General features: G+C 58.0%; 19 protein-coding genes and 1 tRNA gene. 13 read left to right on the top strand and 7 right to left on the bottom strand.

Going from position 1 to position 15937, the window contains the following annotated elements; translation table 11 throughout:
- Window positions 1–6 precede the first annotated feature (6 nt).
- Complete coding sequence (locus tag FOY56_RS01600; protein WP_146344039.1) at window positions 7–1539, bottom strand: adenylate/guanylate cyclase domain-containing protein; 1533 nt, start codon at window positions 1537–1539, stop codon at window positions 7–9.
- 159 nt (window positions 1540–1698) lie between these two features.
- On the opposite strand from FOY56_RS01600, the gene FOY56_RS01595 reads away from it, so the two are divergent.
- On the top strand, window positions 1699–2028 hold the full coding sequence (locus FOY56_RS01595) for a hypothetical protein (RefSeq protein ID WP_146344038.1): 330 nt from the start codon (window positions 1699–1701) through the stop codon (window positions 2026–2028).
- Window positions 2029–2291: 263 nt separating this feature from the next.
- On the opposite strand, the gene FOY56_RS01590 is transcribed toward FOY56_RS01595, so the two are convergent.
- A complete protein-coding gene (locus FOY56_RS01590) occupies window positions 2292–3140 on the bottom strand; it encodes an SRPBCC family protein (protein ID WP_146344037.1) in 849 nt (282 codons plus the stop codon).
- Window positions 3133–3462, bottom strand: coding sequence for an ArsR/SmtB family transcription factor (locus FOY56_RS01585; RefSeq protein WP_146344036.1), 330 nt, complete (start codon window positions 3460–3462; stop codon window positions 3133–3135). The genes FOY56_RS01590 and FOY56_RS01585 overlap by 8 nt, the downstream gene beginning before the upstream one ends.
- 116 nt (window positions 3463–3578) lie before the next feature.
- Between FOY56_RS01585 and FOY56_RS01580 the strand changes: the two genes are divergently transcribed.
- Window positions 3579–4022: an MmcB family DNA repair protein gene (locus FOY56_RS01580; RefSeq protein WP_146344035.1), complete on the top strand. Its 444-nt coding sequence runs from the start codon at window positions 3579–3581 to the stop codon at window positions 4020–4022.
- Between the two features lie 15 nt (window positions 4023–4037).
- Here the strand turns inward: FOY56_RS01580 and FOY56_RS01575 are convergent, their stop codons facing one another.
- A complete protein-coding gene (locus FOY56_RS01575; protein ID WP_146344565.1) occupies window positions 4038–4943 on the bottom strand; it encodes an amidohydrolase family protein in 906 nt (301 codons plus the stop codon).
- Between the two features lie 140 nt (window positions 4944–5083).
- Entirely contained in the window at window positions 5084–5272 is a 189-nt protein-coding gene (locus tag FOY56_RS01570; protein ID WP_146344034.1) for a DUF6324 family protein, read from the bottom strand.
- A gap of 78 nt (window positions 5273–5350) precedes the next feature.
- On the opposite strand from FOY56_RS01570, the gene FOY56_RS01565 reads away from it, so the two are divergent.
- Window positions 5351–5833: a GNAT family N-acetyltransferase gene (locus tag FOY56_RS01565; RefSeq protein ID WP_146344033.1), complete on the top strand. Its 483-nt coding sequence runs from the start codon at window positions 5351–5353 to the stop codon at window positions 5831–5833.
- Between the two features lie 78 nt (window positions 5834–5911).
- A tRNA-His gene (locus FOY56_RS01560) sits at window positions 5912–5988 on the top strand.
- 161 nt (window positions 5989–6149) lie between these two features.
- Here the strand turns inward: FOY56_RS01560 and FOY56_RS01555 are convergent.
- Window positions 6150–6650: a hypothetical protein gene (locus FOY56_RS01555; protein ID WP_146344032.1), complete on the bottom strand. Its 501-nt coding sequence runs from the start codon at window positions 6648–6650 to the stop codon at window positions 6150–6152.
- 203 nt (window positions 6651–6853) lie between these two features.
- Between FOY56_RS01555 and FOY56_RS01550 the strand changes: the two genes are divergently transcribed.
- The 9 genes from FOY56_RS01550 (at window position 6854) to FOY56_RS01510 (ending at window position 15267) form a co-directional block, all read left to right on the top strand.
- A complete protein-coding gene (locus FOY56_RS01550; protein WP_146344031.1) occupies window positions 6854–7405 on the top strand; it encodes a YeeE/YedE thiosulfate transporter family protein in 552 nt (183 codons plus the stop codon).
- Between the two features lie 3 nt (window positions 7406–7408).
- Window positions 7409–7999, top strand: coding sequence for a DUF6691 family protein (locus tag FOY56_RS01545; protein WP_146344030.1), 591 nt, complete (start codon window positions 7409–7411; stop codon window positions 7997–7999).
- 285 nt (window positions 8000–8284) lie between these two features.
- Window positions 8285–8752 (top strand): DUF1203 domain-containing protein, encoded by a 468-nt coding sequence (locus FOY56_RS01540; RefSeq protein ID WP_146344029.1) that lies wholly within the window; start codon window positions 8285–8287, stop codon window positions 8750–8752.
- A complete protein-coding gene (locus FOY56_RS01535) occupies window positions 8749–9723 on the top strand; it encodes an XdhC family protein (protein WP_146344028.1) in 975 nt (324 codons plus the stop codon). The genes FOY56_RS01540 and FOY56_RS01535 overlap by 4 nt, the downstream gene beginning before the upstream one ends.
- Window positions 9720–10748, top strand: a complete 1029-nt coding sequence (locus tag FOY56_RS01530) for a molybdopterin-binding protein (RefSeq protein ID WP_146344027.1) — start codon at window positions 9720–9722, stop codon at window positions 10746–10748. Before FOY56_RS01535 ends, FOY56_RS01530 begins: the two co-directional genes overlap by 4 nt.
- A 237-nt stretch (window positions 10749–10985) precedes the next feature.
- Window positions 10986–11471 carry a (2Fe-2S)-binding protein gene (locus tag FOY56_RS01525; RefSeq protein ID WP_146344026.1) on the top strand — a complete coding sequence of 162 codons (486 nt, stop codon included), beginning with the start codon at window positions 10986–10988 and terminating at the stop codon, window positions 11469–11471.
- Window positions 11472–11561: 90 nt separating this feature from the next.
- Window positions 11562–13925, top strand: coding sequence for a xanthine dehydrogenase family protein molybdopterin-binding subunit (locus tag FOY56_RS01520; protein ID WP_146344025.1), 2364 nt, complete (start codon window positions 11562–11564; stop codon window positions 13923–13925).
- Window positions 13926–14019: 94 nt separating this feature from the next.
- Window positions 14020–14805, top strand: a complete 786-nt coding sequence (locus FOY56_RS01515) for an FAD binding domain-containing protein (protein ID WP_146344024.1) — start codon at window positions 14020–14022, stop codon at window positions 14803–14805.
- Between the two features lie 126 nt (window positions 14806–14931).
- Window positions 14932–15267 carry a phasin family protein gene (locus FOY56_RS01510; RefSeq protein ID WP_146344023.1) on the top strand — a complete coding sequence of 112 codons (336 nt, stop codon included), beginning with the start codon at window positions 14932–14934 and terminating at the stop codon, window positions 15265–15267.
- Between the two features lie 9 nt (window positions 15268–15276).
- Here FOY56_RS01510 and FOY56_RS01505 read toward each other — a convergent pair whose 3' ends face one another.
- Window positions 15277–15927 carry a hypothetical protein gene (locus tag FOY56_RS01505; protein ID WP_222434951.1) on the bottom strand — a complete coding sequence of 217 codons (651 nt, stop codon included), beginning with the start codon at window positions 15925–15927 and terminating at the stop codon, window positions 15277–15279.
- Window positions 15928–15937 lie beyond the last annotated feature (10 nt).

Below are 15937 nucleotides of genomic sequence, written 5' to 3'. Positions count from 1 at the left end.
CCCGGCTCAGGTTTCCTGAGTTTGTTTTCCGGGCAGCGTCGCCGACAAGGCATCGCGCACCTTTTGGCGGGTCGCTTCGTCCAGCAACGTCAGATCCAACGTGACTTTTTCTTCCTGGAACGAGGGGCGTGCAACGTCCACCTGATACGGCACCACGTCGCGCGCGATCCCTTTGAAACGAACCGGATCCATCACTGAGGCATCAACCATGTCGCGGACGTGAGCGTAAGTTTCATAGCTCAGCACGATCCCACCAGGTTCGGCAATGCCTTCCAATCGGGCGGCCAGGTTCGCTTCGGCGCCGATAATGGTATAGTCCATTCGATCTTCGGATCCAAAATTGCCGACGTTGCAATAGCCGGTGTTGATGCCCATCCGGGCGCGGAAGGGATGTTCAAGCCCACGGGCACGCCATGCCAGTTCAAGTTCCGCCAGTCGGGCCTGCATTTCCAACGCCATTCGGACACAGGCCCGCGCATCTTCCGAGGTGCCCTTTGTTTCGGGATCGCCGAAAAAGGCCACGATGGCGTCACCAATGAACTTGTCGATCGTCGCGCCGTGTTTTTCGGCGATGCGGCTCATTTCGGTGAAGTATTCGTTCAGAAGCCCGGTCAGTTCTTCGGGTTGCAGGATTTCGCTGGTCGATGTGAAATCCTTGATATCCGAGAAAAATACCGTCAGTTTTTTGCGTTCGGTCGAGATCGACACGTCTTTTTCACCCGAAAAGATCGAGCGATAGACCTGCGGTGACAGGTATTTCGAAATCTTGAGGGACACATCCGCCAGGAAGGCATTGTTGGCTGTCAGTTCGTCATTCATCTTGCCAAAACTGCGCGCCAGCCGGAATTGTAGAAGCGCAAAGAACAACCCAAAGCTCCCGGCTGCGGCCAGATACAGCAGCAACCAGCGAAACGCGCCGAGGTTCAGAACGATGGGTTGGTGAACGGTCACGGTTTGCAGACCGCGGACATCGCCGACCTGCCAGTCGGTTTTGGTGCTTTCGGCGTGGGAGTTGTGACATCCCACGCAGTTGCCCGACATGACGACAGGCATTGCAAGGGTCAGCTTTCGGTCAAACAGGCTGCCAGACGTGTGCATCAGGAAATCGGCGTCTTCGCCCTCCCGGAACCTGTTCAACGCTTCAATTTCAAAGTCGTCCAGCTTGTGAGGAGGACGGTGGGCAAACGGATAGTCCGATACGAAACTATATTCCAACTCACCTTCAGCCTTTCCAATCGCTTCGCCCAGTTCAAGGGACAGCGTGGCAGGGATGGGAATCGCGCCGGGTACCTCGGCATAGTTGTGCAAGGCCTGTGCTTGGCCGCCATTGGCAATCAGCCGACCAACGACGTTCTTTGCATAGTAACTGCGCACACTGGTCATAACGCGCGAGAAGTCAGTTGCATGATGTCGCAGGTTGCGGTCCGAGATGTCGCGCAGATCCATGAATAATGCCAGCGGAAGCATCGCAATCGCGACGAATACCATAATACCCAGAAGATACGGGCGTTTAAGGAAAAACCTTCCCAGTCGGTCCATGTCGCGCCTCCGTTTGGCAGACCCTAGCACCGGTATGCGCCTGCGACAATTTTTGTATGGGGGTTGAGCGAGAATTGTTCGTTTCGCAGGGCGTTTCGTACGATTCCGCGCTGGACTTTGGCACTCCCACGCTTATCTATTCAAAGTAGGAGATATGTTATGCCAGAACTCATCAAGCTTTACATAAAGAACGTCCTTATCGGCTTCGCGATTGCTGCGGCCTTCGTGGCGATGCTGTTGTGGTTCAATGTGATGAACCTGTGGCATTTGGTAACCCATTCGGATGCAGGCATTCTTGCCGTGGGTATCATGTGGTTTGCCCATGGTATCGTGTTTGCAGGCGTCCAATTTGCCTGGGCTGTGATGTCGATGGCCGAAGAAAACGACAGCGGGCCGCGTCGCGGAACGCCTGTGGTCGACCATTTTCGCCCGGTTCGGGTCAAAGCCGAAGCCAACGCACGCCCGGATGTGACTGGTCGGCGCCGCTAATCCAAACGTGTGATACATACAACAAAGCCCCGGACAAGTGCCGGGGCTTTGTTGTTGTTGGGTATGCGGCGGGACCACCAGTCAACCGTGCGGTTTGATTCCCGAGGACCTGTATTAACAGGTGGGCGCCAGGTAAACGGACCAGGATCCGAACAGAGCCAGCTCCCTCGGATATGCTTAAGGCCACCGGAATGCTACCTGTCACAAGAAGGGCAGAACCCGCCAACACCCCAGATAGGGCGCATGAGCGGGTCCTGCAAGGGTTAGTGCGTTTGGGGCGACGCGGTTCCACCCGAAAGATGTGCTCGAAGGCTGTCTTCGAAGTACAGTTGCCAGCCCCTTGTGCAGACATCGAGACACTCAAGCGATGGGTTCAACCCCTCATGGACCAGTGTGACACGACTGCCGGACCCTAGCGGTGCGATGCGCCACAACAGCCTTGTGCCAGTCCATTCGGTGCTGTCCGGCACATCTTCGATGATCATATTGGCGTCGCGGCAGGTCCAGTTCAGGGCATACGGCGTGTCACCTTCGGCAAAGTCGAAATCCACATGGCTCTGGTTGAAGGTGATTTTTGCACCGCCGTCGCGCAGATCGACCCGGTCGCTCCACCATTTGTCCATTTCAGCCAGAATCGCGGTCCGCGCGGCGTCAGGTGAGGCCGGTACGGCAATCGTGGCGCAATAGTCGCCGGCAGCCTCGGCGCGTGTCTGGTCATACAGGTTAAACACAAACCCGTGCCAGCCGTGATCAAGCGCAAGGACAAGCCCATAGGCCTCGGCGGTCGCAGGCAGACCAGAGTGGGTCAGGCTGAGGCGGGTGCCGCCCGGCGCGTCGTCCAGTTGCCACTCGACGGTTGTCATATGGCCGTCCATAGGACCGACGGTAAAGCTCCATTTCATGTAATCGGGTGCACGCATGTCTTCGACGGTGCCCCAGCACATGCGGTCTCCGTCGATCCCGTTGCGCAGGGTATAGGGCTGCCCCTCGGCCAGGTCTTCGTCAGCGGGATGGAACCAGCTGCCAAGTTTGTCGGCGCGGGTCAGAAACGCCCACACCTGAGCCTTGCTTGCGGCGAGGAAGACGGTTTTTCGGATGGTCGTGTCAGTCATTGTCAGCTTCTCCAGTTTCGATTGTGCGTTTCAGTGCGTCGAGCTTGTCATCCCAGAACCGATCGAAATGACTGAGCCAATCCCGCACCGGACGCATGCCTTCGGGGTTCAGTGAATTGATCCGCTCGCGTCCGCGCGGTTCGACCCGGATCAGGTCGCCTTCTTTCAGGATCGTCAGATGTTTCTTGACTGCGGCGCGGGTCATATCGAACCGGTCCGAAACCTGCGCAATGGTCATTGGCTGATCATCCAGCAAGGTCAGGATGGTGCGTCGCGTCGGATCGGACAGGGCGCGAAAGGCGGCTTGGGGTTGCAGGGTCATGTTGGCCTCAAAGTGATACCTTTTGGTATCTACATATATATGGCACCAAAAGGTATCACGTCAATCGAAAGATCGGCCTTGATTTTTGTTCATGAATTGTTCACGTTTTGGATGTGATGTTAGATTTGCAACCCGGACAGCTTTTGGCCCGCGGTGTCGCCCGGCACCTGCGCAGCCATGGATTTGTATCTGTTGAAGAATTTGTTCCCACCCGTGGACTGCGGGTGGACGTCATGGGACTGGGACCGAAGGGAGAGTTATGGGTGATCGAATGCAAATCCAGTCGCGCCGACTTCCAGGCGGATTCGAAATGGCAGGGCTATCTTGAGTGGTGTGACCGTTATTTCTGGGCCGTCGATCTGGAGTTTCCGACCGATCTGCTTCCTGAAGAAACCGGGCTGATCATAGCCGACCCCTATGATGCCGAGATCATTCGCATGGCACCGGAAGACAAGGTTGCGCCGGCGCGGCGCAAGGTGATGGTTCAGAAATTCGCCACCCACGCAGCGCGGCGGTTGCAAGCCTTGCGCGACCCTGGCGTCGGCGTCACCATATCCTGAGTTTGCCTGGGGGCTTTACCGCTTACCGATCAAATCCATGGATATGTTGCGGCTAAACAACCGCTCTGCATTCTTGTAAGCGATCTTTTCGGCCACATCGCGTGGCAGGTACGATAACCATCGACGGTTTGACGTTATGATAGCATCGTAATCGTCCCACTGACCGTTGACCCAGGTGTCGCTGCCCACCATCAGCCTGTCCTGAAAATCGATGACGATGCTTTTCCACGTCGGATCAAGCCCACCGCCGGATCCGAGGATATCGTATTCACGCAGAGAGGTGTCAGCGACAAGGTTCGGAAAATCAGACATCAGGTCATAGACCGCGCTTGCGCGTGTTCCCAGACCCGCATGCGCCCAGATGATCTTGACGTCCGGGTCCAGAGAATACAGCCAGCGGATCGGCTCGGTCCCGGAATGCACATGCAAGAAGATGTCCCGATCTTTGGCCATCTTGATCACTTCGCGGAACAAAGGTTCGTCGTTGTAATCCAACCTGTGGATATGAAATTCGCCAATGCCTTCATGCGGATAGGCATTCAGCCGATTTTCAAGATATGCGTCCATTTTTGGCGATTTTGCCCAGTTCGATGACCCTGCATTGCCGTGATAGGGTCTGAGTTCGGGCACGATGCGATTGGGCGCGTACTCCCACAGCATTATGGTGCCTTCATCGGGGGTCGACGATACCAGCCCCATGGCGACACCGTTTCTGTCCATCAGTTCGATGATGCTTTCCACCGGATAGGGCTTCCAAGCCGGTTCTTTGTAATGGATGTGCGCATCAAAGATCGGCAGGTCTTTGACCGCATCGCCGATCGGGGTGTGATCGCCGTCTGCCTGCGCGGCCGGCAGGTAGAAGACTGATGCAAGAACAGCCGCCAGAAGGGACGTCGTGTGTTTGGGAATCGAAAAGACCATGAATCCGCCCTTGTTTGCCAGCACGGCGGGTTTGTCGGGATAAAGATCCTGATCTCCGCCGTATTGGCGTAAGAGTGGCAAAGCCGTGCGTGCCGTGCAAAGTTTTTCTTGGGATAACCCAACGGAAATGGCTGCCGTGCTTAGCGACGCATCGCCCGGGCACCCTGGGCAGCGGCCCTGATCTCTTCCGCGATCTCCTCGGCTTCGTCCGGGTCAAAGTCCATCGGGACTTCGACGCCACCAGCCTCGATGAACAGGCGCACCATGCCTTTGTCGGTCGGACCGATCTGCAGGTTGGCTTCGACATCGCGTTCCGTATTGATAGTCATATCGACCTCCATGGCTGAGCGCCCCTGCTATGCGACAGTGGCTTGAAAAGCAAGCGGCAGGGGGTGTCATATGGAGGCATGAGCGATGTGACTCTAAGACGATTCGAAGCAACAGATGCGCCTTGGCTGGTGGCCCAGCACAAGGCTTTGTACGCACGGGACGAAGGGTTCGATGACAGTTTCGGGGATCTGGTTGCGCAGATTCTGGATGATTTTACTGCAGACCACGATCCGGACCGCGAACATGGCTGGATTGCGGTCGAGAACGGGCAACGTCTGGGTAGTATCTTTTGCGTGTCCTTAGATGAAACGACAGCCAAGCTGCGCTTGTTTCTTCTGGTGCCTGAGGCGCGGGGCAAGGGGTTGGGCAAGCGGCTTTTGGAAACCTGCAAGGGATTCGCGCGCGAGGCCGGGTACACCAAGATGGTGCTTTGGACCCACGAAAGCCATCGTGCCGCCTGTGCGCTGTACGCTGCAACCGGCTGGACACTGATCGATAGCAAACCGGCTCATTCCTTTGGCGTCGACGTGATTGAACAGCACTGGGAAATCGCGCTTTGATCCGCTGATGCATGAGCGCATTTCTATGTCTATTGGCCCTTGCAATCGGAATGCCCAAAAGCTAAACGAAGCGCCAGTGCCGCCTTAGCTCAGTTGGTTAGAGCGCTGGATTGTGGATCCAGAGGTCTCCCGTTCAAACCGGGAAGGCGGTACCATCTCAACCTCACCCTGCCGACCCCCAAGAAGCGCGTCTTCGGAATGATCTGTTGATCTGACCAGTTTTGGCACCCCTGAAGCCTGAGCTGGTCTGACGGCAAATCGGGCAGCAGCGACGCCACTGCCCGAGGTCAGTTAACAGGATGTTAGCCCGGCAGGCTTACATCTGTTTTTTGTTGCATTCCTGGGCCATCTCGATGGCCTTCTTGGTGCCGGCAAGATCGACGGTGAACGCATAATCCTTTTCGGGGAAAACGGTCATCGTATATTGTTGCGCGACGTCTTCGACAACTTGCGGGTCGTTCGTCAGCACATATCCACCGGAATAGTCCTTGGTGATATTGCCGCGCATACCAGTTGCTTCGCCGACATAGATGTGTTCGCCCAGCAAAATGGCGACGGCTTCTTTCTCGCCCCGCTTGATTCCGGTTTTCGCCTTGGTGAACACACCGATATAGGCGATCGAGCGATCCGTGGTCAGACCCATCTGAACGACGTTGTCAAAATCGTCTTTCTTTTCGATCAGGCAGGATTTCTTTTCGTGGTCGATAAAGACATTCCAGCCTTCGACATTGCCGTAGTTGGAAAACGTATCTGCAAAAGCTGTTGTGGCAGACATGGCGCCAACCAGCGCTGCGCCAAGGATCGTCCGGATTTTCATTTGATCTCCTTCTCGGGAATCGATTGTTTCTTGTGTTGCAAAGGTAGGGCCGCTGACCCTGTTCGCTTCTCTGACGTTAGGTAACAGACAGACGAACGTCCAGAATGAACGGTCTTGGGGATGCTTCTTTGATCTAAATCATTCCGGAAGAGGAATGTGTTATGTATTCCAATAACAGAATGTAACCTGCGAAAGGGAATCTCATGCCGTTGAACTGGAAAACTGGCGGCCTGTTGCTGGGGCTGGTGTTCTTCGCCGCCGTGCTGTTGGTCAAGCCGATCGGCGTTTCGACGCAATTTGTAATCCTGGATGGGATCGTCGCCGATGTCGTTAACCCGGATCTGGTGACAAAGACCGAAGATGGGTACACATCAACCAACGCCTATCTGGCGAAATCCAATGGCAAATACGCCAAAAGCATCTCAAACCCGTTGAATTACAGCTTTGTCTTTGTCTTGGCGATGGCTGTTGGCGGGTTCCTGTCGGTCGTGGCCCGGGGCGGGCTGGATCGAGCCGAACGCACCATGCCGGCCTTGTGGCGCGCCAACTTTGGCGACAGTCCGGTCAAGCGATATGCCGTAGCCTTTCTGGGCGGATTCGTCGTGTTGTACGGTGCGCGGCTGGCGGGCGGGTGTACCTCGGGGCATATGATGTCGGGCATGATGCAGACGTCGCTTTCAGGTTATATCTTTGCCGCCGGAGCCTTTGCCGCCGCCATTCCCGTCTCATTGATGCTGTTCAAGAAGGAGGCGTAAGCCATGACCTCTATCATTCTCGCGATCATAATCGGCGTGGCCTTTGGGGCCGTGCTTGACCGGGTCGGTGCTTCGAACCCGACTTACATCGGAAAGATGCTGAACCTGACCAATCTGAACCTTGCCAAGTCGATCCTGCTGGCGATCGGATTTGGGTCTGTGTTGATGTTCGGTGGTCAGATGCTGGGCCTTGTTGATGTTGGCCACATGTCTGTGAAATCGGCCTATATCGGCGTCTTTATTGGCGGTCTGATGCTGGGCGCTGGCTGGGCCCTGGCAGGGTATTGTCCGGGCACCGGTGTGGTTGCTGCCGCCTCGGGGCGCAAGGACGCACTGTTCTTTATTGCTGGCGGTCTGCTTGGCGCGGCTGCTTACATGGTGACCTATCCGTCGTGGAAGGCCAGCGGCATGCTTGACGCCATAGCTGGTGGTAAAGTGACCTTGGGTTCGGTTCCCGGGGCGAAATACGACGGGTTGATGGCTGTTCCGGGCGACGTGCTTGGCATTGTTCTGGGGCTGGTGTTCATCGCCGTGTCCTTTGCCTTGCCCGAACGGCTGGTGTCACAGCCTGCGGCGGCTCAGCCCGCAGAATAAGAATAGGAGGCAACCCACCTCCTGTCGCGGGCCATCCCTGTGCCTGTGTCGGCGGCCCGACCTTTTCGTGTTCCTGTCGGGTCGCCATACGACTTTCCGGGGGGCAGACGTGTCCCCTGACGCGCGTCATACTCCCGCTGGGAGAGAGGCGTCCGTGTCTGCCCCTTTAATAACAGTCGGCGGGACCAACCAGAGCCGCGCGTCAATGCGCAGGATCCGGGTCGATGTGTTTCGAATGACGGGGGTATCAGGTTTCGTGTTTCACATACAGAACAGGAGCCCGATATGACCCTTAAGTATTACCCTTTCGACACAGATTTTGTGACGTCGGTTCGCACTGGTGGCCCGGATGCCAACGGTCAGCCAGCCGAACAGGCCGTATCAAGCGGTGGCGCGACTCCGTGCCGGTATTGCCTTGCCCATATTCCCGAAGGCGCGGCAATGCTGGTTCTGGCCGCGCGCCCATTTCCCGAACTTCAGCCCTATGCGGAAACTGGCCCGATTTTTTTGTGCGCCGATTGTGCGGCCTGGGCGGGGCAGGGGGCACCGGAGATCCTGACAACATCACCTGATTATCTGCTTAAAGGATACAACAGTGAAAACCGGATCGTGTATGGTACCGGAAAGATCGTGCCACAGGTTGAACTGGTGCCCTATGCAGAGACCCTGCTGAGCGATCCTCAAATTGCATATGTTGACGTTCGTTCGTCACGGAACAATTGTTTCCTGACCCGAATTACGGAGAAGACATGAAAGACAGTTTCGACAACATCCCCGAAACCGCATTGTCCTGGCACCGCGACGGGCTGGGCGCAGCCCTGGCAACCGTTGTCGAAACCTGGGGCAGCGCGCCCCGTCGGGTTGGGGCGCAACTGGTGATCGGCGGTGACGGGCGCATCGAAGGATCTGTGTCCGGCGGCTGCGTCGAAGGCGCGGTCATCGTCGAAGCGCTTGAGGCCCTGGAGGCCGGAGAGCACAGGATACTTGAGTTTGGCGTCAGCGATGACGACGCTTTTGCCGTGGGTCTGGCCTGTGGTGGAACGATCCGAATTTTGGTGGAACCGATCGGGACAGCGATGCCCGAAGATCTTTTGGCCGAACTGGTCGACGCCCGGGCCAAGCGCATTCCGCTGGCTTATGAAATCCGGTTGTGGGACGGCACGCGCCATCTGCTGCATGACGCATATCCCGACCGGATGCGCAGGGACCAGTCGGGGTTCGAAGAGGATGGCGATACCTTTGTCGCAATTCACAATCCACCCTTGCGGCTGATCATCGTCGGGGCGGTGCACATCGCGCAGGCGTTGGTTCCGATGGCAAAGATCGCCGGATACGACCCGGCCATCATCGACCCGCGCGAGGCGTTTGCCTCGGACGCGCGGTTTCCGGGCGAAACCATCCTGCATGACTGGCCGGATGAAGCGGTCGAGAAACTCGGGCTTGATGCCCGGACTGCACTGGTGCTGCTGACCCACGATCCCAAACTGGACGACCCGGCACTGGAAGCCGCGTTGCGAGCCGATTGCTTTTACATTGGTGCGCTGGGATCGACCCGGACCCACGCGAAACGCGAGGCCCGGATGGAGGCCGCCGAGTTCACCGAAAAGCAGATCGCGCGCATTCATGGCCCCATTGGCCTGAACATCGGTGCAGCGGGGCCTGCTGAAATCGCGGTGGCGATATTGGCCCAGATGACAGCAGTCCTGCGTGGGGTTACGCCTTGAAATTCGGACCTGTCCCGGTTGATGCGGCGCAGGGCAGCATTCTGGCGCATTCGCTGAGCGTGGGCGATCTGCGGTTACGCAAGGGCATCGCGTTGGGGTCTGACCATGTCGCAGCTCTTGTTGCTGCGGGGGTTGATCAAGTCATTGCTGCGCGACTGGATGCGAATGATGTTCATGAAAACGAAGCAGCACGTCGGTTGGCTGCGTCCCTGGTGCCGGACCCGTCCGCTGTCGGGCTGCGCGTAACTGACCCCTTTACGGGGCGGGTCAATCTGGTCGCTGACGGGCCGGGTGTTGTGACGCTGGATGTTGCGGCGTTGGAGCGATTCAACCGTATCCACCCGATGATTACCATCGCGACGGTCCCGCCGTACCAGCAGATGGGCCTTGGCGGCATGGTGGCCACGATCAAGGTGATAAGCTTTGCGGTGCCCGAAGCGGATGTGGTTGCCGCCGAATCCGCTGCGCCTGATTCAGTGCGCCTTGCAAAGCCAGTCTTCGCAACGGCAGGGTTGGTTGTGACGGAAATCCCCGGTGGGCCGGATGACAGCAAGGGCATCCGGTCGATTCGCGGCCGGATCGAGGCGCTTGGCATGGAGCTGACGGACGTCCGCACCGTTGCGCACCACCCGCAGGACCTGGCGAAAGCGGTCAAAGCCGTCGGTGGAGAGATCGCGATGATCTTGACCGGCTCGGCCACCATGGACCCCGACGACGTTGCGCCTTTGTCGGTCCGGCTGGCGGGTGGGTCGGTGGCACGGTTCGGAATGCCGGTGGACCCGGGTAATCTTTTGTTCCTCGGGCAGATCGAAAATCGACCGGTGATCGGCCTTCCCGGGTGCGCGCGTTCACCCGCTTTGAATGGGGCCGATTGGGTCCTGTCCCGCGTTGCCTGTGGAATCGTCGTCACCGACGACGACATATCCGGAATGGGTGTTGGCGGATTGCTAAAAGAAATCCCGACCCGCCCGCAACCACGGGCCGGACGGCCCCGCCGAGCCGCTGGAACACCCCCCAAATTCTGAAACACCGGGCAATCGTGTCTCGAAGCTCGGCCATTTCCTGCGAATCCTTGGCGTGGGTCAAAACCCGGTGTGCCCTACTTTGGTCGTAGCGTTTGCACTCCGCCCACCATGAATCTCAGAGGTTTGCGAGAATCTTCGACCTAAGTAGCCCATCGCCTTTGTTTTTTTGGGTTCTCAAGTTCAGACCCCCGTGTTTAACTTTCGTCAAGTCAAGCAAGCATAAATCGGGAGGAGCTAATGACACAGGTCTCAATGACCGTGAACGGCCAGGCCGCCAGCGGTGACGTCGAGGGCCGGACCTTGTTGTCCACTTTCCTGCGGGAACATCTTGGACTCACAGGAACACATGTTGGTTGTGACACCAGCCAGTGCGGCGCTTGCGTCGTTCATGTGGATGGGAATGCGGTGAAATCGTGCACCATTCTGGCGGCCGAAGCTGATGGGGCCGACGTGGCGACCATCGAAAGTCAGGCCGCAGCGGATGGTACGCTGAATGCCGTTCAGCAGGCGTTTCAGGATCATCACGGATTGCAGTGTGGGTTTTGCACACCGGGCATGGTGATGAGCGCGGTTGCTTTGCTGAAAGACAACCCGTCACCCAGCGAAGCCGAAATCCGGGCTTATCTGGAAGGCAATATCTGCCGCTGTACCGGGTACCACAACATCGTCAAAGCGATCATGGCCGCGTCCGGACAGGACGTCAGCGCAATCGCAGCCGAGTGATGAACCGTCAGGCACCCAGTGTGCCTCATTGTTTAGTACCCAGATAAAGGGTGCGTGATTTCACGCACCACCCAAGGGAGGAATACCAAAATGCCCAAGGACCACGGCATTGGCGCCAGCCCGAAGCGGCGCGAAGACGTTCGGTTTTTGACCGGCGTCGGCAACTATACCGACGATATCAACCTGAATGGTCAGGCCTATGTGCATTTCCTGCGCTCGGATGTTGCGCACGGAAAGATCAATGGGATCGACTCAACTGCTGCCGCTGCAATGCCCGGCGTTGTGCGCATCTTTACCGGTGCAGATTTCGAAGGCGTTGGCAGCATCCCTTGCGGATGGCAAGTGACTGACAAGCACGGTCAGCCCATGCAGGAGCCAGCACACCCGGTTCTGGCCCAGGGCAAAGTTCGCCATGTTGGGGACCCGATTGCTGCTGTTGTCGCAAATACGCCCGAGCAGGCGCGGGACGCGGCAGAAGCGATCGAAGTCGATATGGAAGAGCTGCCGGCTGTTATCGATATGAAGGCCGCTGTTCAGGAAGGGGCCACCAAGGTCCACGACGATCTGACCAGCAACCTGTGTTATGACTGGGGCTTTGTTGAAGAAAACAAAGGTGCGGTCGATGAGGCGTTCAGCAACGCCGCGCATGTCACCACTCTGGAACTGGTGAACAACCGTTTGGTTGCGAACCCGATGGAGCCGCGTGTGGCCGTTGGCGACTATGCCCGTCACAACGGTGAGTCGACGCTGTATACCACCAGCCAGAACCCGCATGTGATCCGGCTGCTGATGGGCGCGTTCGTTCTGGGGATTCCAGAGCACAAGCTGCGCGTTGTAGCCCCGGACGTGGGCGGCGGTTTTGGCACCAAGATTTTCCACTATGCTGAAGAAGCGTTCTGTACCTTCGCGGCCAAGGCGATCAATCGCCCGGTCAAGTGGACGTCATCGCGGTCTGAGGCGTTCATCTCGGACGCACATGGGCGCGATCACGTCACCAAGATCGAACTGGCTTTGGACGCAGACAATAACTTTACGGCTCTGCGTACCGAAACCTACGCCAACATGGGCGCATATCTGTCCACGTTTGCACCTTCGGTTCCGACATGGCTGCACGGCACGCTGATGGCGGGCAACTATAAGACGCCGCTGATCTATGTGAACGTGAAAGCGGTCTTTACCAACACCGTTCCCGTTGACGCCTATCGCGGTGCTGGTCGCCCTGAAGCGACGTATCAGCTGGAACGCGTCGTGGATAAAGCCGCGCGGGAATTGGGTGTTGATCCGATTGCGCTGCGTCGCCAGAACTTTATCACCGAGTTCCCCTATGCCACGCCTGTGGCCGTGGAATACGATACCGGTGATTACAACGCGACCATGGACAAGCTGTCCGAGATTGCCGACCTGTCCGGCTTTGCTGCGCGACGTGCGGAAAGCGAAAAGAACGGCAAGCTGCGTGGTCTGGGTGTGAACTGCTATATCGAGGCCTGCGGTATCGCGCCGTCGAACCTGGTGGGTCAGTTGGGCGCGCGCGCCGGTCTGTATGAAAGTGCCACGGTGCGTGTGAACGCCACCGGCGGGCTTGTCGTCATGACCGGATCGCACAGCCACGGCCAGGGGCATGAAACCTCGTTCCCGCAGGTGATCGCGGAAATGATCGGCATCGATGAAAGCATGGTCGAGATCGTTCATGGCGATACAGCCAATACTCCGATGGGCATGGGCACCTATGGCTCGCGGTCGCTGGCTGTTGGTGGATCGGCAATGGTGCGCGCAACCGAGAAGATCATCAACAAGGCCCGCAAGATCGCGGCGCACCTGATGGAAGCCTCGGAAGCCGATATCGAGTTGAAGGACGGCGCGTTCAGCGTGGCCGGTACCGACAAGTCGGTGGCGTGGGGCGATGTCTGCCTTGCGGCGTATGTTCCGCACAACTATCCGCTTGAAGACATCGAGCCGGGCTTGGAGGAAACCGCGTTCTATGATCCGGCGAACTTCACCTATCCTTCGGGCGCCTATTGCTGCGAAGTCGAAGTCGACCCCGACACTGGAAAGGTGACCATCGAAAGCTTTGCCGCGGCGGATGACTTTGGCAACATCGTCAATCCGATGATCGTATCCGGGCAGGTCCATGGTGGCATTGCGCAGGGTATCGGGCAGGCGTTGCTGGAAGGTGCGGTCTATGACGAGAACGGTCAGTTGCTGAGTGCGTCCTACATGGATTACGCGATGCCGCGCGCCGATGATGTACCGTTCTATTCGGTGGATCATTCCTGTGTCACGCCATGTACGCACAACCCGTTGGGCGTGAAAGGCTGTGGTGAGGCGGGTGCAATCGGGTCACCCCCGGCGGTCGTGAACGCCGTGGTCGACGCGTTGCAGTCGGCTGGCAAGGATGTCACTCATATCGACATGCCGCTGAGCCCGTCGCGCGTCTGGGCAGCGATGAACGGTTAAGGGACGGGCCGGGGGGCCAGCCCCCCGGACCCCCCGGGATATTTAGAGCAAGAGGAAACGGTAAAATGCCAGGACCTTTTGGAGGAGAGACGAGATGTATAATTTCGAGTTCGTGAAACCCTCGACCGTAGCCGAGGCCGTATCGGCGCTGGGTGAGGAAGATGCACAGGCGCTGGGCGGCGGACAGACTTTGCTGCCGACCATGAAGCAGCGTCTGGCCAGCCCGTCTAAGCTGGTCAGTCTGAGCGGTATCGCCGACATGAAGGGCGTGAGCGCTGATGGCGGCGTTCTGACCATTGGTGGCGGCACCACGCATGGTACCGTTGCGGCCGAGGCTGGTGCCTATCCGGCGCTGGCGGATCTGGCGAGCCATATCGGTGACCCGGCCGTGCGTAACCGTGGTACAATCGGAGGATCGCTGGCCAATAACGATCCATCGGCCTGCTATCCGTCGGCAGCATTGGCATCTGGCGCGACCATCGTCACCAACACGCGTGAGATCGCGGCGGATGACTATTTCCAGGGCATGTTCACCACGGCTCTGAACGAAGGTGAGATTATCACCGCAGTGAAGTTCCCGATCCCGCAGGCGGCGAACTATCAGAAGTTCCTGCAGCCAGCATCGCGTTTTGCGCTGGTTGGCGTGTTCGTTGCGAAATACGCCGATGGCGTTCGGGTCGCGGTCACGGGCGCATCCGAAGAAGGTGTGTTCCGCTGGAGCGAAGCTGAGGAGGCCCTGAACAAGGAGTTTCGGCCAGATGCGCTTATGGACCTTAAAGTCGCCCCGGCGAATATGATCGGCGATCTGCACGGCACCAAAGAATACCGGGCACATCTGGTGGGTGTCATGACCAAGCGGGCGGTTACCGCAGCAGGCTGAAACTGATCAAACGACAAGTAAAAGGCGCCCCCAAAAGCCGGGCGCCTTTTTTGCGTTTTGACCCGCGTCAATGTGGGGCGACGCAGGGCGTGTTATTCTTCAACAAACGAAAAAAAGGAGACTGACATGACGAAATCGTCCAAGACCACTGAAGACGCCACCAAGGCTGTAACCGACGCCATGGCCCAATTGCAGAAAATGGGCTTTGGATCGATGAACTGGATGGGAACCGACTGGGTCGAGCGGATGAGCGATCTGGGCAGCGAAGTGCTTCAGTTCTTTGCGGATCGGGTCGAAAAGGATGTAGAGTTGCAGCACAGGTTGTTGCACTGCAAGGACATGAGCGAGTTGCACAAGGTTCAGGCCGAGTTTTTTCAAACCGCGATCGACCGGTATACGGATGAAACCGGAAAACTGGTTGAGATGAGCACCAAGGCGTGGACGCCAGCAACCAAGGCCTGACCGATCCGGTCACAAGGCTGAGGCGATGCCCAATCCTCCGACGATGACAAGACTGGTGGCCCATACGGCCTCCAGATCGAACCAGGTTTTGCGAAGAAAGCTTAGCCCAAGCCAGCGGTGGACTGCATAGGCCAGCGTGCCCCCGGAAACGATCATTGCGGCTGTATGGGTGAGGGCGACCGCGCCAAGGAGTGTGGCGTTGCGGGCCATCAGATCCTGGGCGGCACGGTGGCCCGAATCTAGGTCTTCGGCGGCACAGAGGCCTAGATAGATTGGCACCAGCATCAATGCCGCGCCGTGCACGATTGCGACAAGGAAAGACCATAGCGCCAGTTGTGATGGCGGGATGCGCGACAGAAAGCGTGGGTGACGGCGGGTGATCAACAGGTACACGCCCAGACCTGCCACAAGGAGGCCACCTCCGATCCGGATGGGCCGTTCATAGGTAACAAGTGCTGTCATCAGCGAAAACGGTACCAGGATCACAAGCATCGCCGCGAAATGGCCAATCGCCAATGCGCCGAGGGCCCTGAACAAGGCCGTTTCGCGGCGCTCCATCATGGCGGACGACACAGCAAGCGGCCAACCCATTCCGGGGTTTATGCCGTGGTAGAGACCACTGAGGACTACGGCCAGCCACAGGCCGGCCGTAGTTGTCACGCTGAGCACT

The sequence above is a fragment of the Falsiphaeobacter marinintestinus genome, from assembly GCF_007923355.1.
Taxonomy (GTDB): domain Bacteria; phylum Pseudomonadota; class Alphaproteobacteria; order Rhodobacterales; family Rhodobacteraceae; genus Phaeobacter_A; species Phaeobacter_A marinintestinus.
The sequence above is the reverse complement of the archived record's forward strand: the minus strand, read 5'-3'. Positions and strand labels throughout refer to the sequence as shown.